Annotated in this window: 18 protein-coding genes and 1 riboswitch; of the genes, 9 read left to right on the top strand and 9 right to left on the bottom strand. The window is 68.6% G+C overall.

Going from position 1 to position 22,522, the window contains the following annotated elements; translation table 11 throughout:
• Positions 1–51: 51 nt before the first annotated feature.
• A riboswitch (ZMP/ZTP riboswitch) is annotated at positions 52–170 on the bottom strand.
• Between the two features lie 54 nt (positions 171–224).
• Complete coding sequence (locus tag RGE_RS19010) at positions 225–1,094, bottom strand: lytic transglycosylase domain-containing protein (protein ID WP_014430081.1); 870 nt, start codon at positions 1,092–1,094, stop codon at positions 225–227.
• Positions 1,095–1,369: 275 nt separating this feature from the next.
• On the opposite strand from RGE_RS19010, the gene RGE_RS19005 reads away from it, so the two are divergent.
• Positions 1,370–2,923, top strand: coding sequence for a UbiD family decarboxylase (locus RGE_RS19005; RefSeq protein WP_014430080.1), 1,554 nt, complete (start codon positions 1,370–1,372; stop codon positions 2,921–2,923).
• 500 nt (positions 2,924–3,423) lie between these two features.
• Here the strand turns inward: RGE_RS19005 and RGE_RS19000 are convergent, their stop codons facing one another.
• Positions 3,424–4,263 (bottom strand): GNAT family N-acetyltransferase, encoded by an 840-nt coding sequence (locus RGE_RS19000; RefSeq protein WP_014430079.1) that lies wholly within the window; start codon positions 4,261–4,263, stop codon positions 3,424–3,426.
• Between the two features lie 197 nt (positions 4,264–4,460).
• On the opposite strand from RGE_RS19000, the gene RGE_RS18995 reads away from it, so the two are divergent.
• A complete protein-coding gene (locus tag RGE_RS18995) occupies positions 4,461–5,810 on the top strand; it encodes a metallophosphoesterase family protein (RefSeq protein WP_014430078.1) in 1,350 nt (449 codons plus the stop codon).
• 196 nt (positions 5,811–6,006) lie between these two features.
• A complete protein-coding gene (bluB, locus tag RGE_RS24465) occupies positions 6,007–7,086 on the top strand; it encodes a 5,6-dimethylbenzimidazole synthase (protein ID WP_014430077.1) in 1,080 nt (359 codons plus the stop codon).
• Here the strand turns inward: bluB and RGE_RS18985 are convergent.
• On the bottom strand, positions 7,029–8,054 hold the full coding sequence (locus RGE_RS18985; protein WP_014430076.1) for an LLM class flavin-dependent oxidoreductase: 1,026 nt from the start codon (positions 8,052–8,054) through the stop codon (positions 7,029–7,031). The genes bluB and RGE_RS18985 overlap by 58 nt on opposite strands.
• Positions 8,054–9,640 carry a GMC family oxidoreductase gene (locus RGE_RS18980; RefSeq protein ID WP_014430075.1) on the bottom strand — a complete coding sequence of 529 codons (1,587 nt, stop codon included), beginning with the start codon at positions 9,638–9,640 and terminating at the stop codon, positions 8,054–8,056. Before RGE_RS18980 ends, RGE_RS18985 begins: the two co-directional genes overlap by 1 nt.
• 224 nt (positions 9,641–9,864) lie before the next feature.
• On the opposite strand from RGE_RS18980, the gene RGE_RS18975 reads away from it, so the two are divergent.
• On the top strand, positions 9,865–11,721 hold the full coding sequence (locus RGE_RS18975; protein WP_014430074.1) for an ABC transporter ATP-binding protein: 1,857 nt from the start codon (positions 9,865–9,867) through the stop codon (positions 11,719–11,721).
• Positions 11,722–11,733: 12 nt separating this feature from the next.
• Here the strand turns inward: RGE_RS18975 and RGE_RS18970 are convergent, their stop codons facing one another.
• On the bottom strand, positions 11,734–12,099 hold the full coding sequence (locus tag RGE_RS18970; RefSeq protein WP_232504957.1) for a hypothetical protein: 366 nt from the start codon (positions 12,097–12,099) through the stop codon (positions 11,734–11,736).
• Between the two features lie 182 nt (positions 12,100–12,281).
• Between RGE_RS18970 and RGE_RS18965 the strand changes: the two genes are divergently transcribed.
• From RGE_RS18965 to RGE_RS24160, 3 genes are all read left to right on the top strand, one after another.
• The gene (locus tag RGE_RS18965) at positions 12,282–14,720 is read left to right on the top strand and encodes a YgiQ family radical SAM protein (protein ID WP_014430072.1); all 2,439 of its coding nucleotides are present in this window, start codon (positions 12,282–12,284) and stop codon (positions 14,718–14,720) included.
• A 541-nt stretch (positions 14,721–15,261) separates the two neighbouring features.
• Positions 15,262–16,128, top strand: coding sequence for a hypothetical protein (locus RGE_RS24165; protein ID WP_014430071.1), 867 nt, complete (start codon positions 15,262–15,264; stop codon positions 16,126–16,128).
• Between the two features lie 53 nt (positions 16,129–16,181).
• The gene (locus tag RGE_RS24160) at positions 16,182–17,123 is read left to right on the top strand and encodes a hypothetical protein (protein ID WP_148280240.1); all 942 of its coding nucleotides are present in this window, start codon (positions 16,182–16,184) and stop codon (positions 17,121–17,123) included.
• A 615-nt stretch (positions 17,124–17,738) separates the two neighbouring features.
• On the opposite strand, the gene RGE_RS18960 is transcribed toward RGE_RS24160, so the two are convergent.
• Entirely contained in the window at positions 17,739–18,755 is a 1,017-nt protein-coding gene (locus RGE_RS18960; protein ID WP_014427406.1) for an IS110 family RNA-guided transposase, read from the bottom strand.
• Positions 18,756–18,943: 188 nt separating this feature from the next.
• Between RGE_RS18960 and RGE_RS24155 the strand changes: the two genes are divergently transcribed.
• Positions 18,944–19,543: a hypothetical protein gene (locus tag RGE_RS24155; RefSeq protein WP_148280239.1), complete on the top strand. Its 600-nt coding sequence runs from the start codon at positions 18,944–18,946 to the stop codon at positions 19,541–19,543.
• Positions 19,544–19,779: 236 nt separating this feature from the next.
• Here RGE_RS24155 and RGE_RS24460 read toward each other — a convergent pair whose 3' ends face one another.
• Together RGE_RS24460 and RGE_RS24455 are read right to left on the bottom strand one after the other, a co-directional pair.
• Positions 19,780–20,244, bottom strand: a complete 465-nt coding sequence (locus tag RGE_RS24460) for a transposase (RefSeq protein ID WP_198408833.1) — start codon at positions 20,242–20,244, stop codon at positions 19,780–19,782.
• Positions 20,127–20,933: a transposase gene (locus tag RGE_RS24455; RefSeq protein WP_198408832.1), complete on the bottom strand. Its 807-nt coding sequence runs from the start codon at positions 20,931–20,933 to the stop codon at positions 20,127–20,129. Before RGE_RS24455 ends, RGE_RS24460 begins: the two co-directional genes overlap by 118 nt.
• 549 nt (positions 20,934–21,482) lie before the next feature.
• Between RGE_RS24455 and RGE_RS18950 the strand changes: the two genes are divergently transcribed.
• The gene (locus tag RGE_RS18950) at positions 21,483–22,103 is read left to right on the top strand and encodes a hypothetical protein (protein ID WP_148280238.1); all 621 of its coding nucleotides are present in this window, start codon (positions 21,483–21,485) and stop codon (positions 22,101–22,103) included.
• Between the two features lie 25 nt (positions 22,104–22,128).
• On the opposite strand, the gene RGE_RS18945 is transcribed toward RGE_RS18950, so the two are convergent.
• Positions 22,129–22,449 carry a hypothetical protein gene (locus RGE_RS18945; protein ID WP_014430066.1) on the bottom strand — a complete coding sequence of 107 codons (321 nt, stop codon included), beginning with the start codon at positions 22,447–22,449 and terminating at the stop codon, positions 22,129–22,131.
• Between the last annotated feature and the right edge of the window lie 73 nt (positions 22,450–22,522).

The following is a 22,522-nucleotide window of genomic DNA, read 5'->3' as shown; positions in this document are numbered from 1 at the left end:
AGTCCTCTTCGGAGTGAAGGGCCTTCGAGCGCCCCGCGGCGGAGCGTCGTCGAGGGCTGCCCAGGCGAACGGCGGACGCCGGCCGGGTGGCCGGCCTGCGCTTCCCGGTGGTCGATCCACCTCGGGGCCGGCAGTCGTGCCGCCCCTCATCGCCAGTCGCGCAGGAGGCGGAGTGTAACGGCAGCGGCCGCAGCCGCCGCCGCGGCGAAGTCAAACGCCGGGATTCAGCGGCGCAGCATCGCCAGCTGTTCGGCGCGCGGCGGCGCCGGCTGTGCCGCGGGCAGCGGCATCGGCGCCGCCTCGCGCGGCACGCTGATCGGCGCGGTGACCGGCACGCGGCTGCCGGCAGCTACACGCTTCAGGTAGTCCTGCTCGGTCATCACGCGGTCGACGTAGCCGTTGTCGTTGTCCTGCAGCGCGGCGCCGACGTAGTGCTTCAGGCCTTCCTGCAGGCCGCCGGCGCGCGTGATGCACTCCTTCAAGACCTGGACGCCGACGCGCAGGTTGCTGATCGGGTCGAACGCGGCGTGCGTGCCGCCGAAGGCCTGGTACTTGTCGTCGTGGATGCGGGTCATCACCTGCATCAGGCCCTGGGCCCCGACCGAGCTCTGGGCGAACGGGTTGAAGCTCGACTCGACGGCCATGATGGCCAGGATCAGCGTCGGGTCCAGACCGGCCTTCTGGCCGATGGCCCAGGCTTCCTGCACCAGCGCGCTGATCGGCTCCGGCGCCACCTTGTAGCGGCGCGAGATCCAGCTCGCGACGGCCGCCTGCTGGCGCGTCAGCGCCTTCGGGTCGGCCGCGGTGGCCCGGTTGACGGCTTCCGGCTCGGCCGGCACCAGCTCGGCCTCGGTGGTCGCGGCGACGCGCACTTCATGGCGCGTCTGCAACCACTCGAAGGCCCTCGTTTCGGCCTGCTGACGCAGGTCTTCCCGACCGGCCACGAAGACGAGCACCGCCACCACCGCAAGGCCGACTACGGCCAGGGTGTTGTGCCCGATCTCGAGCAAGCCGTGACCGACGTCACGAGCGAATACCGTCAGCGAGCGCCCTGTGGCTTGCTGCGCGGTGCGCAGCACGGCAATGGCTTTCATCGCATCCCTCTTCAAAACGCCGTCCTGGATGCCCGAAGGCCGCGGCGCCGAAGGGGGCGCTGGGGCAGGGCGACGGCGATAATCGACCGACTACCGCAAGCGACCGACGAACGGGCCGCGCGGAGCGGGACTGCAGCGACCGTCCTGGTGATCCTGGTGATTACGATGCGGACGGTACGGGTCTGCCCTGATTCAGATCCAAGGGCAGCACGAATTTTAGGAAGGCTCTCATATCCGGTCAAGAATATGAGGTCTCCCTCTTATATCTAGGAAGAATGATCTACCGAGACTTGCGGGACTTCATCACCCAGCTCGAAGCCCGCGGAGAGCTGCGCACCATCACCGATCCGGTGTCTCCGGTGCTCGAGATGACCGCGCTGGGCGACCAGTTGCTGCGTGCCGGCGGCCCGGCGGTGCTGTGCCGCAACCCGACCGGTTTTTCGATCCCGGTGCTGCTGAATCTTTTCGGCACCCCCCAACGTGTAGCCCTCGGAATGGGGGCCTCGTCGACCGCCGAGCTGCGCGACGTCGGCCGGCTGCTGGCCGGGCTCAAGGAGCCCGAGCCGCCCAAGGGCCTGAAGGACGCCGGCAAGCTGCTGTCGATGGCCAAGGCGCTGTGGGACATGAAGCCTTCGGTGCAGCGCAGCGCGCCCTGCCAGGAGGTGGTGCTCCAGGGCCCGGACGTCGACCTCGGCCGCCTGCCGATCCAAACCTGCTGGCCCGGCGACGCTGGCCCGCTGCTGACCTGGGGCCTGGTCGTCACGCGCGGCCCGCAGGCCGTGGCCACGCCGCGGCTGCGCCAGAACCTGGGCATCTACCGCCAGCAGCTGATCGGCCGCAACCAGCTGATCATGCGCTGGCTGGCGCACCGCGGCGGCGCGCTGGATTTCCGCGAGTTCGCGCTCGCCAACCCCGGCAAGCCCTTCCCGATCGCGGTGGCTCTGGGCGCCGACCCGGCGACCATCCTCGGCGCCGTGACGCCGGTGCCCGACAGCCTGTCCGAATACCAGTTCGCCGGCCTGCTGCGCGGCAGCCGCACCGAACTCGTCGACTCCGGCGTCGGCGAAGGCCGGGCGCTGCAGGTGCCGGCCAGCGCCGAGATCGTGCTCGAAGGCCACATCCCGCCGGCGCCTGCCGGCTTCACCGGCGAGTCCGACCGCGGCGTCAAGCTCTGCGAACGCGGCGGCTACCTGCATGCGCTGGAAGGCCCGTTCGGCGACCACACCGGCTATTACAACGAGCAGGACTGGTTCCCGGTGTTCCAGGTCGACCGCATCACGCACCGGCGCGACCCGATCTACCACTCCACCTACACCGGCAAGCCGCCCGACGAGCCGGCGGTGCTGGGCGTGGCGTTGAACGAGGTCTTCGTGCCGATCCTGCAGAAGCAGTTTCCGGAAATCGCCGACTTCTACCTGCCGCCCGAAGGCTGCAGCTACCGCATGGCGGTGATCTCGATCCGCAAGGCCTACCCGGGCCACGCCAAGCGCGTGATGTTCGGGCTCTGGAGCTTCCTGCGCCAGTTCATGTACACCAAGTTCATCGTCGTCACCGACGAGGACGTGAACATCCGCGAGTGGCGCGAAGTCATCTGGGCGATCACGACGCGCATGGACCCGGTGCGCGACACGACGCTGGTCTCCGAGACGCCGATCGACTACCTGGACTTCGCCTCGCCGGTCAGCGGCCTGGGCGGCAAGATGGGCCTGGACGCGACCAACAAGTGGCCCGGCGAGACCTCGCGCGAGTGGGGCCGGCCGATCACGATGGACGCCGCCGTCGAGCAGCGTGTGCGCTCTCTTGCCGAACGTTTGATCTCGCCCCCTTGACGTGCACGCGGCGTGAAAATCCGCCTTGAACCTGCGCGGCGCGTCGCCTAACTTCGAGATGCCTGAACGCAGGCATCTAGGAAGACGGCGCAATTCCTGCGCGTCGGGAGCCCCGGACCACTTTCCTCTGGAGCTCCATCGGTGACCAGTGGTCACCCGCCCCCTCCGGTCCCCTGGGCCGGAGGGGGTTTCGCTTTTTGGGCCGGCTTTTGTGCCTCCGCAGGCCCGAAGCTTGCTCAGTTTCCCCTGCCTGACACCCTCTGCGCCGCCTCGGTGCAAGCGGTGTTCGCCCGGTGCCCGGCCTCGGTGCGCCGGGTCGCGGCGTCTTCCGTGTGAATTTCCACGCCTGACGTTGGCATCTCTGTGGACAACTCGTGCGCGGCGTCGCCAGGTGCTTGATTCACGGGGCTTTTCATCGGATTGCCACAATTTGTGGCAGCCTGCGACGCGCGCCGACGGCGCGCACCGGGGCCGTGCGGGCGGACAGGCCGCCGCCGGCCTCAGGCCCCGATGAAGTGCCGGCGATAACGCGCCGGCAGGTCCGCCAGGCGCAGCATCACCGGCAGGTCGGCGGTTTTGAAGTCGGGATCCCAGGCCGGCGCGCCGAGCACACGCGCGCCGCAGCGCAGATAGCCCTTGAGCAGCGGCGGCGCGTCGACCGGCAGGTCCTGGCGCAGTTCGTCGACCGGCAACGCCAGCCGCGGCGTCACGCGCCATTCGGGCGCGGCCAGGTGCGTCGCTTCCAGACGGCGCCACAGACTGGCGGCGGCATGGCCGCCGTCGCGCATGCCGACGCTGGCGCAGCCGACCATGGTCTCCAGCCCGTTGCGCACCATGAAGGCGGCGAGTGCGCCCCACAGCGCCATGACGACGCCGCCGGAGCGCCAGTCCGGGTGCACGCAGGAGCGGCCGAGCTCGACCATCGTCGCGCGCAGCGGCGTCAGCGGGCCGAGGTCGAACTCGTTGTCGCTGTACAGCCCGCCGGCGCGTGCGGCCGCCGCTGGCGTCATCACGCGGTAGGTGCCGACGACCGGACCGGGCTCGTCGGCTTCGCCCGGGGCGCGCACCAGCAGGTGTTCGCAGAAGGCGTCGTAACGGTCGACGTCCAGCCCCGGCGGCGTGCCGGCCGGCACCTCCAGCCGCGCGCCCATCTCGCCGGCGAAGACCTCGTGGCGCAGGCGCTGGGCCTCGCGCACCTCGTCCTCGTCGCGTGCCCAGGCGACGAGCAGCGCGGCCTCGGCGGCGGGCGCCGCCGTCAGCGGGGCACGGGGGCTCAGGGCACCGGCGCGGTCCTCGATCGGGGCGGCGGCGAGCGGCGGGGTCAGGGTCGTGTCGGGCATGGACCGTCATCGTTGCGGCCCGGGGTGACGCCCGGGTGAAGCGTGTATGACGAAGCCGTGGCGGCCGCGCCGGCATGCCCGCTGCCCTGACGGGGCGCAAAGCCCGGCGGGATGTCGTGCGGCCGTCATCCGGCGATCACGCCCGGCGCCTGCAATGCCCGCCGTCGTGCCGTGAGCACGAACACCACAGGACCGCCATGACTTCCTCTTCGAACGACAACACCCGTCATCCGGCGCCGCCGCGCCGCCGCTTCCTGCAGACCGCCGCCGGCCTGGCCACCGTCATCACGCTGCCGTCCTGGCTGACCGGCTGCGGCGGCAGCGGCGACGACGGCCCGGTGCGCCTGGCGGTGCTGAGCGACGTGCACCTCTACGACGCCACGGCGCTGGGCACCAGCAGCGAGCTCGACGCCTACCTGCTGCAGGACCGCAAGATGATCAAGGAGAGCGTCGAGATCTTCGACGCCGCACTGGCCGCGATCGTCGCCGCCAAGCCCGACGCGTTGCTGATCTCCGGCGACCTGACCAAGGACGGCGAACGCGTCAACCACGAACTGCTCGCCGCCAAGCTGCAGGCGCTGCGCGCCCAGGGCGTGCGCGCCTACGTGATCCCCGGCAACCACGACGTCGCCAACCCCGACGCCAAGGACTTCCGCAGCGTGCCGGCCACCGCCGCGGCCACCGTCGACGCCGCCGCCTTCGCCTCGATCTACGCCCGCTGCGGCTACGGCGACGCCGTCGCGCGCGACCCTGCCTCGCTGAGCTACGTCACCGAACTGGGCGAGGGCGTCTGGCTCTTCGCCATCGACTCCTGCCGTTATGCCGAGAGCGCGAATCCGAGCGCGCCGATCACCGCCGGCCGCGTGCGCGCCGACACGCTCGCCTGGCTGCAGCACTGGCTGGGCATCGCGCGCGAACGCGGCATCGCCGCCGTCGGCACCATGCACCACGGCCTGATCGAACACTTCCCCGGCCAGTCGAGCTTCTTCCCCGAGTACCTCGTCGAGGACCGCCAGACCCTGGCCGCCGCCTTCGCTGCGGCCGGGCTGACGGTGGTCTTCACCGGCCACTATCACGCCCAGGACATCGTGCGCGCCAGCTACGGCGGCGTCATGGTTCACGACGTCGAGACCGGCTCGACGGTCACCGCGCCCAGCCCCTACCGCCTGGTGACGATCGACCGCGACGCCGGCACGCTGGCCATCACCAGCGGCACCGTCAAGGCGACAGCCGGCCACCCGAACGACTTCGTCGCCTGGTCCAGAAACTACCTGGAGACCGGCCTGCAGACGCTGGTCGCCGGGCTGCTGGGCTCGGCGCCGTACTCGCTGCCGGCGCCGACGATCGCGATGCTGGTGCCGCTGATCGTGCCGGCAATGGTCGCGCACTACGCCGGCGACGAGCACCTGAGCGACGCCAGCGTGCAGGCCACGCTGCAGGCCATGGCGCAGAGCACGGACCCGATGACGGCCATGCTCGGCGGCTTCGTGCTCGGGCTGTGGAACGACCCGCAGCCGGGCGACAACACGCTGTCGATCACACTCTGACCGGCACCGGCCGGATGTCCCCGGCCGACGTTGGCATCCCTGTGGACAAGCCGTGGGGCCGGCGCGCAAGTGCGCGCCAGGCAATGGGTTTTTTTGGATTGCCTCGTTTTTGAGCACGGCCGCGCGCGCTGGGCGGCGGCTGCGGCGCTCCTTATCATCGCGGCGCGCCGCCTGGGCGTGCCCGTCTCCGCTGCCGATGTCCTGCTCCGAAATCCGTCCCGATCCCGCCTGCGCCGGCCTGCCGCCGGCCCTGGCCGCGGTGTTTGCCGCGGGCATCCCGCTGACCGCGCCGGAGCTGGCCTCGCGCTGCGTGCTGCTGGACGCCGGGGCGCTGGACACGGCCGACTGGTCGGCGCTGGCCGAGCCGGGCCAGACGTGCGTCTTCGCCGACGGCGGCCCGCAGGCGGCGCGCATCGCCGCCGAGCTGCAACGCCACGGGCTGGCCGCCGACACCCCGGCCGCGCGCATCGACGGCGAGGCCGTCGTCGCCACCGGCCTGGCGTCGCTGGCCGCCGGCGCCGGCACGCTGGTCGTCGGCGAGACGGTGCGCCTGTCGCGGCACTACGAAGCCGCGCCGGCCGCGGCGCCGGCCGCCCCCGGCGGCGAACACTACGGCCCGGCCGACGCCCGCCGGCTGCAGCGCCTGCTGGCCGGGCGGCGCGACATGCGCCACTTCCGCCGCGGCGAACACATCACGCCCGAGACCCTGCAGCGCCTGCTGCAGGCGGCGCACCACGCGCCTTCGGTGGGCATGATGCAGCCCTGGCGCTACCTGCGCATCAGCGACCCGGCGCGCCGCGAAGCGATCGCCGCGCTGGTCGCCCGCGAGCGCGACGCCACCGCCGACGCGATGGGCGAACGCGCCGCCGAGTTCCTGCGCCTGAAGGTCGAAGGCATCCGCGAATGCGCCGAGCTGCTGGTCGCCGCGCTGCCGCCCGACGACGGCACGGTCTTCGGCCGGCGCACGATGCCGCGCGAGATGGTCGTCTGCTCGCTGGCCTGCTCGATCCAGAACCTCTGGCTGGCCGCGCGCGTCGAGAACCTGGGCCTGGGCTGGGTGTCGATGTTCGAGCCGCAGCCGCTGGCCGAGCTGCTGGCGATGCCGGCCGGCGCGATGCCGCTGGCCATCCTCTGCCTGGGGCCGGTCGAGGCCTTCTACCCGGCGCCGATGCTGGAGATCGAAGGCTGGCGCTCGCGCCGCCCCTGGCAGGACGCGGTCTACGAGAACGCCTGGGGCGAGCCCGCCAGCCCGAACTCGGCGGCCAGCAAGGCGTAGGAGCGCCGGCGCACGGCTTCGTCGTAGGTCCAGGTGTTGACGACGACGTGGTCCAGCGCCAGCCGCGAGGCCAGCGCGCGCAGCCGCGCGCCGACCTCGGCGGCGCTGCCCACCAGCGCCTGCTCGCGTGCGCCGGCCAGCAGCGCCAGCTCGTCGGGCGTGAAGCCGGCCAGCGCCACCTCCTCGGGCGACTGCAGCGGCGCGATGCGGCCGCGGCGGCGGTCCAGCCACCAGCGTTCACGCGGCAGCGCCTGCTGGCGCGCGGTCTCGCCGTCGTCGGCGGCCAGCGCCCAGACGCAGATCGTGGCCTCGGGCTTGGGGTGGCGTTCGCTCGGCCGGTACAGGCCGCGGTATAGGTCCAGCGCGGCTTCGACGCCTTGGCCGTCGGAGAAGAAGTAGGCGAAGGCGTAGGGCAGGCCGAGCTGGGCGGCGAGCTGCGCGCCGTAGGTCGAGCTGCCGAGGATCCAGACCTCCGGCGTGCGCGCGACCCCGGCGCCGGCCGGCGCACGCGGGTGCGCGACGATGCCGCCGTGGCGCGCGCCGCCCACCCAGGCCTGCAGCTCGGCGACCTGCTGCGGGAAGCTCTCGGCGGCCAGCGCCGCGTTGGGGTTCAGCGCCGCGGCGGTGCGCAGGTCGCCGCCCGGGGCGCGGCCGACACCCAGGTCGATGCGGCCCGGCGCCAGCGCGTCGAGCACGCGGAACTGCTCGGCCACCTTCAGCGGCGCGTAGTGCGGCAGCATGACGCCGGCGCTGCCCAGGCGGATGCGGCGTGTGCGCGCCGCGGCGGCGGCCAGCAGCACTTCGGGCGCGGTGCCGACCAGCGCCTCGAGGTTGTGGTGTTCGCTGACCCAGAAACGTTCGTAGCCCAGGGCCTCGGCGTGTTCGGCCAGCGCGACGCTGGCGCGGATGGCCTCGTCCTCGCCGCGGCCGGCCACCGCCGGCGACTGGTCCAGCACCGACAGCCGCATCACGCGAGCGCGGCGGCGCGGCGCACGAGATCGGCGGCTTTCTCGCCGATCATGAGGGTCGGGGCGTTGGTGTTTCCTGAAACGATGTTCGGCATGATCGAAGCGTCGGCAACCCGCAGGCCCACGATCCCCTTGACCTTGAGCTCGGCGTCGACGACGTCGCCCGGGCCCGGCCCCATGCGGCAGCTGCCGACCGGATGGTAGATGGTGTCGGCGCGCTGGCGAACCCAGCGCTCCAGCGCGGCGTCGTCCAGCCCGGCCACCGCGGTCCGCCCGCCGCCGGCGAGTGCCGGCTGCTCGAGGATGCGCTGCGTCAGCCGCACGCCGGCCATCAGCCGGCGCAGGTCGTCGGGGTCGTTCAGGAAGCCGGGGTCGATGCGCGGCGGCGCCAGCGGGTCGGCGCTCAGCAGCGTCACGCGGCCGCGGCTTCTGGGCCGCAGCACGCAGACGTGCGCCGACCAGCCGTGGCCCCAGACCGTGCGCCGGCCGTGGTCCACCAGCTTGCCGATGACGAAGTGCAGCTGCACGTCGGGCCGCGTCTCGTCGGCGCGCGTGCGCAAAAAGGCGCCCGACTCGGCGAAGTTGGTCGTCAGCATGCCGCGGCGCTGGCGGCGCCACTGCTGCACGCCGCCCAGCACGCGCAGCGCGCCGCCGAGCGACACGCCCACCGTCTCGGCCGCGCCCGGCGCGTCGACCAGCAGCACGACGTCGGGGTGGTCGTGAAGATGGCGGCCGACACCGGGCAGCTCGTGCACGACCTGCAGGCCCTGCGCCTGCAGCTCGGCGCCCGGGCCGATGCCCGACAGCAGCAGCAACTGCGGCGACTGCAGCGCGCCGGCCGAGAGGATGACCTCGCGCCGCGCCGACAGCACGCGCCGCGCACCGCCTTGCAGGACCTCGACGCCGGTGGCGCGCCTGCCTTCCAGCACCACCTTCAGCGCCTGCGCGCCGGTGATCACTTCCAGGTTGGGCCGACCGAGCGCCGGCGTCAGATAGGCCTTGGCGGCGCTGAAGCGTTCGCCGCCGCGGTGCGTCACCTGGTACATCCCGACGCCTTCCTGGCGCTCGCCGTTGAAGTCGCGGTTCTCGACGAAGCCGGCCTGGCGCCCGGCCTCGACGAAACGCTCCGACCAGGGGTTGGGCTCGGGCAGGTCCATCACGTTGAGCGGGCCGTCGGCGCCGTGCCAGGCGTCGGCGCCGCGTTCGTTGTGCTCGGACTTGCGGAAGTACGGCAGCACGTCGGCCCAGCCCCAGCCCGGGTTGCCCTCGGCGGCCCAGCCGTCGTAGTCCTCGTGCTGGCCGCGGATGTAGATCATCGCGTTGATGGAGCTGGAGCCGCCGAGCACCTTGCCACGCGGCTGGTAGCCGGCGCGGCCGCCCAGCCCGGCCTGGGCGACTGTCTCGAAGGCCCAGTTGGCCTGGCCGGTGCGCGCCATCAGCGCGATGCCGGCGGGGCAGTGGATCAGCGCGCTGCGATCGGGCTCGCCGGCTTCCAGCAGCGCGACGCGCACGCCGGGGTCTTCGGACAGGCGCGCGGCGAGCACGCAGCCCGCCGACCCCCCGCCGACGATGAGGTAGTCGTACACGCTTGTCTCCGGTGTTGTGCTTGTCGGACGATCTTAGCCAGCACGATTGGAGAGATCGCCCCAGAGCCGCCTGGCGCTGTCACCCCCGCGTCTGCAGCGGGCACTCGCGGCGCGTGTCACGCGGCTTGCCCATAATCGCCAGCCCCGCGGCCGACCCGGCCGCCTTTGCCGCCGGCCCGTCGCGCCGCCGCGGCCGCGCCCACCAGGCGCCTTGGAGACCCGCCGTGTTCCAGCGTTTCGAACGGCTGGTGCATCCCTATCCGGATGCGCTGCCGCCCACGCCGCCCAAGACTTTCATCGCCTTCCTCTGGGAATGCTCGCGTGGCATGCGCGGGCTGCTGCTCGCGCTGACGATCCTCACCGCCGGCATCGGCGCCTTCGAGGCGGCGCTGTTCAGCATGATGGCCCACGTCGTCGACGTGCTCGCCAAGGTCGAGCCCGGCCGGCTGTGGCAGCAGGAAGGGCGCACGCTGATGCTGCTGGGCGGCGTGCTGCTGGGCAGCATCGTGCTCGCCGGCGTGCAGGCGCTGGTCAAGTACCAGGCGCTGTTCGGCAACTTCCCGATGCGGCTGCGCTGGAACTTCCACCGCCAGATGCTCGAGCAGAGCATGGGCTTCTACCAGGACGAGTTCGCCGGCCGCATCGCCACCAAGGTGATGCAGACCGCGCTGGCGGTGCGCGACACCTGGATGATCTTCGCCGACATCCTGGTCTACGTGCTGATCTACTTCGCGACGCTGGTCGGCATCGTCGGCGGCTTCGACCTGTGGCTGGTGCTGCCCTTCGCCGGCTGGCTGCTGTGCTACATCGGCTGCCTGATGTTCTTCGTGCCGCGGCTGGGCAAGGTCGGCCAGCAGCAGGCCGACGCACGCTCGCTGATGACCGGGCGCATCACCGACGCCTACACCAACATCGGCACCGTCAAGCTGTTCTCGCACGCCCAGCGCGAGGCGCGCTACGCACGCAGCGCGATGCAGGAGTTCATGGGCACGGTGCACGGCCAGATGCGGCTGGTCAGCGGCTTCGAGATCGCCAACCAGGCGCTGAGCGTGGGCCTCGTCGCCTCGACCGCCGGCGTCTGCCTGTGGCTGTGGTCGCAAGGCCAGGTTGGCGTGGGCGCGGTGGCCGCGGCCACGGCGATGGCCTTCCGCCTGAACGGCATCTCGCACTGGGTGATGTGGGAGATGGCGCAGCTCTTCGAGCACATCGGCACGGTGCACGACGGCATGGGCACGCTGTCCAAGGCGCGCAGCGTGCTCGACAAGCCCGAGGCGAAGCCGCTGGAGGTGTCGCGCGGCGAGGTCCGCTTCGAGCGCGTGCGCTTCGCCTACGACGCGCGCAAGCCGGTGCTCGACGACTTCGACCTCGTCATCCGCCCGGGCGAGAAGATCGGCCTCGTCGGCCGCTCCGGCGCCGGCAAGAGCACGGTGGTGAACCTGCTGCTGCGGCTGTACGACATCGACGGCGGCCGCATCCTGATCGACGGCCAGGACATCGCCGGCGTCACCCAGACCAGCCTGCGCGCGGCGATCGGCATGGTCACGCAGGACACCTCGCTGCTGCACCGCTCGGTGCGCGACAACATCCTCTACGGCCGGCCCGACGCCGGCGACGAGGACATGCACCGCGCCGCCGAACGTGCCGCCGCCGCCGAGTTCATCGCCGGCCTGGCCGACGCCAAGGGCCGCCAGGGCTACGACGCCCACGTCGGCGAACGCGGCGTCAAGCTCTCGGGCGGGCAGCGCCAGCGCATCGCGATCGCGCGCGTGATGCTGAAGGACGCGCCGATCCTGCTGCTCGACGAAGCCACCAGCGCGCTGGACAGCGAGGTCGAGGCGGCGATCCAGGACAGCCTGTACAAGCTGATGGAAGGCAAGACGGTGGTCGCGATCGCGCACCGGCTGTCGACGATCGCGGCCATGGACCGGCTGGTGGTGATGGACCGCGGCCGCATCGTCGAAGTCGGCGACCACCGCAGCCTGCTGGCCGCCGGCGGCCTGTACGCGCGGCTGTGGGCGCACCAGAGCGGCGGTTTCCTCGGCGAGGACGACGCCGACGAGGCGGCGGCGGTGGCCGGCTGAGGCCGCGCGCGGCTAGCGCGGCGGCGGCTCCGGCATCGGCTGCGTCGGCGCGAAACCCTGCTGTTCCGGCGTCAGCGACATCGGCTGCGTCTCGGCCCAGCCGGCGTCGGTGCCGGTGCGGGTGGCCTCCTGGGGCGCCAGCGCGCGTTCCAGCGCGGCGCGGCGTTCGGCCAGGTCGTGCACCACCGCCGACGGGCCGGTGTGCAGGCGGCGCTTGAGGTCGCGCGCTTCGGCCTCGGCCTCGAAACGCGAGTCTTCCGAATCGGCGAGCAGCTTCTTCAGATGGGCGACGCGGCGCCGGTGCCACCAGGCCGCGGCGACGCTGAACACCGCGAACACCAGTGCGGCGGCAAGCAGTGGGGGCCAGTAAGCGTCCATCGCCGGCCTATCGACGGCGCCGCGCCGCGACTTGAGCATTCGCGCAAATCGCCATTGCGTCCTGCGACGGATGCCACGGACCGCGGCCCCCGCCGCCGCGCGGCAGCCCTGCCGCCACCCGGGCGACCCCGCCGCGGCGACAATCGCCGGTTCGCCCCGTTGTCCCCACCCGAGAGCACGCCGTGTCCCACGCCCTCACTCCGCCGCGCCCGGCGCGCGCCCTCACCGGCTACAAGCCGTTCTGGGCCAAGCGTTTCGGCCCCGCGCCCTTCCTGCCGACCACGCGGCGGGAGATGGAGGCGCTCGGCTGGGACTCCTGCGACATCGTCATCGTCACCGGCGACGCCTACGTCGACCACCCGAGCTTCGGCATGGCCGTCATCGGCCGCGTGCTGGAGGCGCAGGGCTTCCGCGTCGGCATCATCCCGCAGCCCGAGTGGAACGCCGTCGAGTCCTTCCAGGCGCTGGGCCGGCCGAACCTGTTCTTCGGCATCGCCGCCGGGAACATGGATTCGATGATCAACCACTACACGGCCGACCGCCGCATCCGCAGCGACGACGCCTACACGGCCGGCGCCGCGGCCGGCAAGCGCCCCGACCGCGCGACGCTGGTCTACACCCAGCGCTGCCAGCAGGCCTACAAGGACGTGCCGGTGGTCATTGGCGGCATCGAGGCCAGCCTGCGCCGCGTCGCCCACTACGACTACTGGCAGGACAAGGTGCGGCGCTCGATCCTCGCCGACAGCAAGGCCGACCTGCTGGTCTACGGCAACGCCGAGCGCGCCATCGTCGAGATCGCCCACCGCCTGGCGCGGCGCGAGCCCATCGAGACGATGACCGACATCCGCGGCACCGCCTTCCTGGTGCGCGGCGGCTTCGCGCCGCAGGGCTTCATCGAGATCGACTCCAGCGAGGTCGACCTGCCGGGCCGCGTCGACGCGCTGCCCAACCCCTACGAGCCGCCCGACCATGCCGGCGGCAACGCGATCGAAGGCCCCGAGGTCGCCGACCCGACCGTCATCGACGCCGAGCCGGCCGCACCGGCGGCGGCCGCGGCCGCTGTCTCCGAGCAGCCGATCGCCATCGTGCCGCGCCGCGCGGCGCGCCCGGCACCGCCGCCGCGCGACCGCACGGTGATCCGCATGCCCTCGTACGAGCAGGTCAAGGCCGACCCGGTGCTCTACGCCCATGCCAGCCGCGTGCTGCATCTGGAGACCAACCCCGGCAACGCGCGCGCGCTGGTGCAGCGCCACGGCGAGCGCGACGTCTGGATCAACCCGCCGCCGCTGCCGCTGGGCATGCCGGAGATGGACCACGTCTTCGACCTGCCGTACGCGCGCAGCCCGCACCCGCGCTACGCCGACGAGTTCGGCCGCCACGACGGCGCGACCAAGATCCCGGCCTGGGAGATGATCCGCTTCAGCGTGAACATCATGCGCGGCTGCTTCGGCGGCTGCACCTTCTGCTCGATCACCGAGCACGAGGGCCGCATCATCCAGAGCCGCAGCGCCGACAGCATCGTGCGCGAGGTCGAGCAGATGCGCACGATGCCGGGCTTCACCGGTGTCGTCAGCGACCTGGGCGGGCCGACGGCCAACATGTACCGCCTGGGCTGCAAGAGCCCCGAGATCGAGGCCGCCTGCCGCAAGCCGAGCTGCGTCTACCCCGACATCTGCCAGAACCTGCGCACTGACCACGGCCCGCTGGTCAAGATCTACCGCCGCGTGCGTGCGCTGCCGGGCATCAAGAAGGTGCTGATCGGCTCGGGCCTGCGCTACGACCTGGCGGTGAAGAGCCTGGAGTACACGCGCGAGCTGGTGTCGCACCACGTCGGCGGCTATCTGAAGATCGCACCCGAGCACACCGAGCGCGGGCCGCTGTCCAAGATGATGAAGCCGGGCATCGGCAGCTACGACCGCTTCAAGCAGCTGTTCGACCAGTTCAGCGCCGAGGCGGGCAAGAAGCAGTACCTGATCCCGTACTTCATCGCCGCGCACCCGGGCACCACCGACGAGGACATGATGAACCTCGCGCTGTGGCTCAAGCAGAACGGCTTCAAGGCCGACCAGGTGCAGACCTTCTACCCCAGCCCGATGGCCACCGCGACGGCGATGTACCACTCGGGCCTGAACCCGCTGAAGGGCGTGCACCGCGACGAACGGGGCGAACGCGTGGACGTGGTGCGCGGCGAACGCCGCCGCCGGCTGCACAAGGCCTTCCTGCGCTGGCACGACCCGAACAACTGGCCGCTGCTGCGCGAGGCGCTGAAGGAAATGGGCCGTGCCGACCTGATCGGCAACGGCAAGCACCACCTGATCCCGACCTACCAGCCCGCCACCGACGGCAGCTACCAGAGCGCGCGGCGCAAGAACAGCACGCCGTCCAAGGGCACGGTGCTGACCCAGCACACGGGGCTGCCGCCGCGGGCGGGGTTGCCGTGCGGGCGGGGGCCATCCGCGGGAGTGGCGGGTGGCGCGGCTGCGCGGGGCGCGGCGCCGGGGCGGGGGGCTGGTGGCAGGCCGGCGTCGTCGGCCTCTGCGTCGGCCGGATCGGCGCGTGTGCGGCCGGCGGTGGGCGGCGGTGGAAAGCCGGGCTCGGTGGCGAAGGGGCGCAAGCGCTGAGCTTGGGGCGGGCTGGCGGCGGCGTAGGCGGCAACGGCTGCCGCTGCTCGCACCGCTTCTGGCACCACTGCTGAGACGGCGCCGACGTCGTCGTTAATCGCCGCTCCATTCTCTTGATGGCTTGAGCCAGGCTGCGCTCGGCTGGCCGAGTGCGCCACCGCCTGCGCATGCCGCGGCCACCGGGTGGCCGGTTCCGTTCATGTCCCCCGGCCCGGCTGCGCCGGGCCTCCTCCTTTACTTCACTCCACCGGCCACCCGGCGTCCGCGGCAGGCCGGGGCGGGGTTTGTTCGCTCGGGTTGGCGGCCTCCCCCCGAAGACGGGCGGTGGGCTTGGCGGCCATGATCGGGCGGCTCAGAATCGTGCGCGGCCGACGCCGTTTTCGGCGTCTTTTTACGCCTGTGGAGAAGATTGCTCGGCGACGGAAATCTTAAGCGCGACAAGGGCTTGAGTTGTCGTCCAGGGTTTCTGTTACGCGAGCGTTGGATTTGTTATGCGGCGTCTGGGTGCTGCATATAACAGTGGTTGGGCTTAACTACTACCATGACAAACTTCGACGCACCATTTGCTGAGATCGAACGTGACTTCCTGGCTCGCCGAGTCCCTCTTGATTCTCCGGGCTTTTACGATCATCCGAATTTCATGGAAGTCGAAAGAGCTAACCCGTGCTACCTAAACAACTACGCCAGATACGTTCACGATCGTCAGCGCACTCCTGCCTATGATGAACACGTCAGGCAGACCGTGCCTATCGTTGCTCGTGTATTTCATGAACACCTAAAGGCAAATGGGCGTCTTGGTGCATGTGTCGACATTTCAGGGATGATATCTCGCGCACTTGAAATGGAAGGCATCTGGAACTTTGTTGTGAAAGGTTCTTTGACCATCGAGTTTCCAAGAGAAGCCAAAATCGCACCTAAGTTTTTCTGGTCTGTCGACGCTGGACAATTCACTGCGGCACATGCCTGGGTGGTGGCTCCACCTTACTTCATCGTTGATGTCGCGATTAGGCTTCAACCGTACTCGGAAGGTGAAGAAAGATACCTTCCCGAAGTCATTTGCAGCTACGCTGAAACGCTCACAACCGGAACCCTTGATGATGTCGTGTCCCCAGAGGTCCGGACTTGCCTTGCATTCATGGGGATACCTAAGGCGCGGCAGTTAAGCAAGGCAAGCCCGAATACTCCGAACTTCATGAAGGTGTTCCCTGCGCGTCTGTTCAAGTTCGGTGAAACGGCAATGAAGTTTGTGCCAGTGGCCACAACAGCACCAGACACGCGGTTTCAAGACATGTGCGCCATGCTATTCGATGGGAAGACTGGCTTCGAGCTATATGCAAGCGATGTTAAAGCTGCGCTAGCGGAGGCCCGTCGCGCCCAACCCGGCAGTCAACAGGACGCTGCGCGATGAAGCCGCGCAGCGCCTGTTAATTTGAACGTTAGGCCTCTACACCAAAATAAATTATGTATCGCCGCAGCAGCGCAATTCTTTGCTTTCAGAACTTCAAGGAAGCAGCGTTGTACTTTGACCAAGTCCTGCCACTCAATATGGGGCGGATGCAGGGTGACCCGGATATCGGCGACATTCTCGTCGGCTACCCCGAGTCTATTCCGTCAGCTGCGCTTTCGCACCTAATAGATGGAGTCGAGGGAAATACGGTTACCTATAGCCATGCCACTCGGGTCATGGAATTCACTGCAGACAAGTGGGTTGAGTTCGCAAAGAAGGTATCTCCATATGCGCAATTGTGGGCGCCGGACCCGCGTGGCGAAAAGCAGCATGACCCGCAAGAAGAGCACCAGAAGCTACTAACTGCGTACCTATCGGACGCCCACATTAATGGCGGAGCACCAATACGCCAAGCACTTAGCGAATACGCCAATGCGCTTGGCGTACAGAACTTCTCCGTCGCCCTACCTACCGCTGTAGGCGGGAATGAAGCCGATCCAAGTCTGATGCTCTCAAACCTGCAGTTGATCGATGCAGCCTCTGCTGACTGGCGTCAAATCCTAGACGTTCGCAAGGACGACACATCGCGGAGGAAGTTGGCTCGTCTGCGCCTCTTTCTGCACGAGGACTTTCAAGGCAAACCCGCCACCTTCATCGAGGACGATCTGCTTCGTCGAGTCGAAGACTACGAGCTAACCACCAAAAAATTTGGCTTCACTACGCTCACCTCCTCTCTTGGCATGCTGCTAGATGCCAAGTCACTTCAAGCTTCTGCTGGCGCTGGTGTTCTAGCCGGCTTTTTTGGCGGCATAGAGGTTGGACTCCTTAGCGCCGCCGCAATTGAGTTGGGCAAGGTGGCGCTAAACGTCGCTGAGAAGCGCCATGATATGAAGCATTGGCAGTCAGGCCACGAAATGGCTTACGTCTTCGAAACCCGTAACCGCCTTCACAAATGAATTGGCAAGCGGGAGGAGTGGAACTAGCGATGCACACCACTGAAAGTCGGCAGCCTGGCCTAACTGGCGGTTAAACGCGAACGCCAACATAAGCCATGCCTTCGGCATTCTCATGACTTATGTTGGTGCCCTCCGTGCTTCGTGCTCCGGTGCCGGTTAACCACGGCTACAAGGGCATCCCCGTCTTTCAAGCAAAACGAATCCTTGATGAATCGATCACCGATTCATCAAGGTACTTCGACGGTGTGCTGCCATTGCGCCACCTGACGGCAAAAGAACCAAGGTGCGGACTGCGCAACTACAACCGGCCTTTGATGCAGCGTTCGATGCCGCGGGCCCTGATGAAAGATTCGCGCGGGGGCCGAGTTCGGACGCAGGGCGGCCGGTGGCCGGCCTGCACCACACGAGGGGCCGGGCTACTGGCCCGGCGCGGCCTGCAAGGGCCATTCGTTAGCCGCGGTCGCCATCACTGGCGCCGCCTGGAGTTAAACGAGCACTCCCCGCGCAGGTCCAACCTTGATCCATCAACGCAGGCGTCACGCGGTGGCAGAAACGGATTCGAGGGCGCCTTTCTCCGATGAGGTTGGCGGTTGGCTTGGGCGGCGCGGCTTGTGTTCAGGCCATGGGCTTGAACTCTTCGCCCTTGGCGAGCATCGCCCAGGCCATGCGCACGTTCTTGGCGGCGATGGCGACCACGGCCTTCCAATAGCCGCGGCGCTCGGCCAGCGCGGTGGCCCAGCGGCTCAGCCGGTCGTGCTTGTTGGCTGCGGCGGCCAGCACGGCGCGCGCTCCCATGATGAACAGCGTGCGCAGGTAGGCGTCGCCGGCCTTGGTGATGCGCCCGAGCCGGTTCTTGCCGCCCGAGCTGTACTGGTCGGGTGCCAAGCCCATCCAGGCGGCGAGCTGGCGGCCGTTGGCGAAGTCGTGGCCGTAGCCGATGCTGGCCAGCAGCGCGCTGGCGGTGGTCGGGCCGATGCCGGGCATGACCATGAGAGCGCGGGCGCGGTCGTCGGCCTGGGCCATCAGCCGGATGTGCTCGTCGTACGCGGCCACGCGCTCGTCCAGGCGCTGCAGTTCGGCCAGCAGGTCGCGGCACACGGTCTGCACCCAGCCGGGCACGGTGTCGAGCTGCTCGCCGGCGCGGCTGCGCACCGTGGCGGCTTTGAGCGGCAGCACGATGCCGAACTCGCTGAGCACGCCGCGCAGGCGGTTGATGACCGCCGTGCGGGCGCACACCCAGCCCTGGCGCGCCGTATGCACCGCCAGGCGCGACTGCGCCTGCGTTGACTTGACCGGCACGAAGCGCATCGCTGGGCGCTGCAACGCCTCGCAGATCGCGGCCGCGTCGGCCGCGTCGTTCTTGCCGCGGCGCCCGCTCATCCGGGCGGGCACGACGAACTTGGGCGCCATCAGCCGCACCGTGTGGCCGAACTCCTGGAAGCGGCGCGCCCAGTGGTGCGCGCCCGAGCAGGCTTTCATGTCGATGGTGCACGGCGGCAACTTGGCCACCGCTTCGAGCAACTGGTCGCGACGCACGGCCGGGCGCACCAGCGCAGGTTTGCCGCGCTCGTCGACACCGTGCAGGGCAAACACGTTCTTGGCCAGATCGATGCCGAGAAACAGAATCGTCATGGACATCTCCTTGCGTCAGCCGGGTGGAGGATGAGATTTCGCAACCCCATCGTCGTACCGGGCGGCCGTCTGTGCCTGAGGGATAACCTCGGGCGGGTGGGACGCTATGGGGATGTCCCTTTCGTTCGTTAGATCTTCAAGTCAACATGCGCAGATGCTTAGGCCTAACAGAATCAATTTGGACGAGCTTGTCTGAAGACAAGCGATTTTCATGGAAGGTGCTGTCCCGCGCAGTGGCTTTAGTCGGGGCTTTTTTTGTTACCAAAACCGGTGTCGCCTACTTCGATTGGGCGTTAACCGTCGTTACGGCCTTCTTTCTCCTGATATTCATTGAGTCTCAGCGGTCTTACAGTAAGCTGCCACCTGTCTATCGGAAGCGCAGTGTGCGCATCGCAGTCGTTCTTGGGTCCTGGGGTGTCACGCTGCTCGGGCTAGCGTTCTTTCTTCAGGTTGCGCTGGTTTCATCTGCAAGCGTATTTTCCAAGAATGTCGTTCCGGGATTGGATAAATCAGCTTCACTGCTTCAAGCTCTCTCTGTTGTGCTATTTCTTGTGGCTGTTCCCTTTGCCGTCATCCGAGTTTTTAGAAATCTTCAATTTGAGGAGCTCATCTATCAACTCCCACGGCAAGGACTCAAGCAGTTGCTAGTCTTCAAGGAGCCAAAGGTGACGTCGTTTGCGCAGTTTGCCTTCCTGGAGCTGTCGATTCTGTTGGTTTGTTTACTCTACGCGTCGTCTGTTGCGAACATTGCTGGAGGTTTTTTCAAGCTGTTCGCGGCCCTCTCGTAGTGCGCCGAAGATCTAGCCCATCATTCCCGCGGACCGGCTACGGCTGCCGCTGAGTTCAATCGTTGAAGCTGTAGCAAAACCCTGTTTTGCAGCCCCAACACAAAACGGCGCTTCTTCAGGCGCTGTTTCTGTTGGCAAAGCCGTTTCCTCCGATCAAGCTGCCGAAATCGACTCCGAGCCCTGTTATCGCGGCTGTCGCCGCCCGCGAGCCCTGAGAAGGGCTTCGCCCAGCGTCTTCACCCCGTCCCGTACTCCGCCTTGGCCAGCTTCTCGACGTTGTGCACCAGGCAGAAGAGCTTGAACTGGGCGTCGACCTTGGTCTCTCCGCGCAGCGTGAAGCGGCGCAGCCCCTTGTTGTGGCGCAGGTTGGCGAAGACCGGCTCTACCGTGCCCATGCGCCGGTCGTACAGTTCGCGCCCGGCCTCGCTGTCGATGAGCGCGCGCATGCGCTGGGTGTACGCGTGCGCGCTGCCGGTGTTGGCCTGGAAGAACGCCACCTGCCGCGCTGCGGTCGTCTCGGGTTTCCTCAGGCACTGGCCGCGCAGCGCACACGGCCCGCACTGCGCGGCCTGGAAGCGGTAGCTCAGCGAGACATAGCCCCGCTGCTGCGCCTCGTGGCCGCCTTGCGCCGTGTGCCCCGCCGGGCAGGTGCAGCAGCGGCGCAGCGCGTCGTGGCGGAAGTCCTCGGGCCTGAAGAGCACGGTCTTGCCCGGCTTGCGGGTCTTGCGTGCAGCGGGTCGACCCCCGTGCGGTGCTTGCCCTGGTCGGCCAGCCGCGGGTCGCGCTGGCGGCGCTGGTTGTCGGCGATGACAGCGTCGACGCCCATCTCGGCCAGCGCCTTCAGGTTGCTCTCCGAGTGGTAGCCCGCGTCGGCGGTGACGACGGTGTCCGCGCTCATGTGCGCCTGCGCGGCGCGCACCGCCGGCAGCAGCAGCGCCTGCTCGGAGCCCGTGCCGTGGGCCTGGGCGTCGACGATGACCTGATGCTCGGCGTCCACCGTCGCCACGCCGCAGTAGCCCTGGATGACACCCTTGTCGGTGGCCATCTTGGCCGAGTCGTTGTCGGTGACGTTGCTCTTGCGCACGGCGCCGCGTGCGCCGGTCTTGTCGTGGCGGTGCTCGGCCAGGAAGCGCGTGATGCGCTGGGCCTCGTGCGCCAGCTTCTGGATGTGACGCTGCTCGCGCACCGGCAGCGTCGGCTCCGGGGCGTCATCCGCGGCCTGATGGCGGCGCAGCATCGCCTGCGCTGCGTCCTGCATCTTGGCTGCGCGCTGGGCCAGCTCCGAGCGCGTGCCGCTGTGGCGCTTGCTCGCGTTCCCGGGCAGCTTGACGCCGTCGATGGCAAACATCTGCCGGCCGATGAGCCACTGCGCGTCGCAGACCAGCAGCACCCACTGGAAGACCTCGGCAATGGGCTCGGCCAGGCGCTAGACGAAGCGCGCGATGGTGGTGAAGTGCGGCGCGTCGGTACCGCACAGCGCGATGAAGGTGACGTGGCGCTCGCAGGCCGAGGCGATGGCGCGGCTGGAGACCGGGCCGCGGGAATAACACGACCTTGAGCAGCACGGCCGGCGAGACCGCAGGCGCTCCGGTCTCGTCGTTGCGATAGAAGGCGTCGAACGCGTCCAGCGGCACCGCACCCGAGTCGACCAGATGATTGAGCGCGAACTCGAAGGAGCCGGGCAGCAACTGCTCGGCCAGCACCACCGGCAGGAAACACGGCTGGTTGTCGACGGGGCGGTATCGGTTATCGCGTTAACGGTCGGGAGGATGACGGCAGAGCTTGCAAGCGTCATGCCCCGTCGATAGGCTGCGGCGAACACAGGACGCCGAGGGGGGCGCATGAAAAGGCGGATCAACGGCGCTGGTGCGGCATGCCGCACCGCGCAGACCGGCTGCCGCCGCGGCGGGGTTTTTCTACAGCTTCGTTAGGCGCCACCATGAAGCAACCGAGCCTCTCCGCCGTTCATCGGAAAGCTGCGAGGAACTTGGAAGACTCCTTGCGTCAGTATGAGCAGGCGCCATCGGACGTGGCACGAGAGTTCTTGGACCTAAAGCTGCAGGCGACCATCTTTCAGTACGACGTGTGCGCAGAGATGCTGAACTTCACCAGGAACAAACCCACTGGCTTTGCCGCGTCAGTTGCACTGAAAGGCTTGGTGCTCAGGCTCTACGAGTACGACGACCTGATGAACACCAGCTTCATACCGCGGCTGATTGCGCTTGCCGGACGAAGAGGGATACCGTTTGACCGAGCGTCTGTGAAGGCCGCGCGATCCCAGTGGAAGCATGATCTTGCTCGACTGAAGAAGTGGTCCACGTTCCGGAATCAGGTCGCCGGGCACTATGGCAAGGACCTGCGGATGCAGGTCAACCTTCTCAAGGAACTCCAGCCAGACGAAGTGATGTCAGTGACGAAGGCATTCCTCTCGTTCAACATGGCACTGCTGCAGGGACTACGTGACGCAGGGCAAGGTGTTGCGAGTGGCGCCTCTCAAGAAACTCCTCCCAAGTCATTGATGCAGGCGGAGTTTTCTAGGCGGTGGGTGGGTCAGGCGTGACCGGAACGAGCGACATGCCGAGCCGCTACGCCTTGCGCCGCAGGTTATGCAGCACACGCTGGCGGTATCGCTCCTCGTAGTAGGCCTGACCTTGATCGGTGTACTCCTGGCCCTTGCTCAGCAGGCTGTAGATCAGCCGGGCGAGCTTGTGTGCGGCGGCCGTGACGGCTTTGGCCTTGTCCATGCGGGCGCACAAACGCCGGTAGTACGCGCCCAGCGCCGACTGGCTGGTGCGCAGCGCCGCCGCCGCCAGCCGCAGCGCCTGGGCGGCGCGGTTGGCCGTGGGACGGGTCTTGCCGCTCATGACCTTGCCGCCGGTGATCTTGGTGCCCGGGCACAGCCCCATCCAGGAGGCGAAGCGTCAGCCGGGTGGAGGATGAGATTTCGCAACCCCATCGTCATGCCGGGCAGCCGTCCTT

It is taken from the genome of Rubrivivax gelatinosus IL144 (assembly GCF_000284255.1).
Classification (GTDB): Bacteria; Pseudomonadota; Gammaproteobacteria; order Burkholderiales; family Burkholderiaceae_C; genus Rubrivivax; species Rubrivivax gelatinosus_A.
This window is presented reverse-complemented; position numbering and strand designations above follow the sequence as displayed.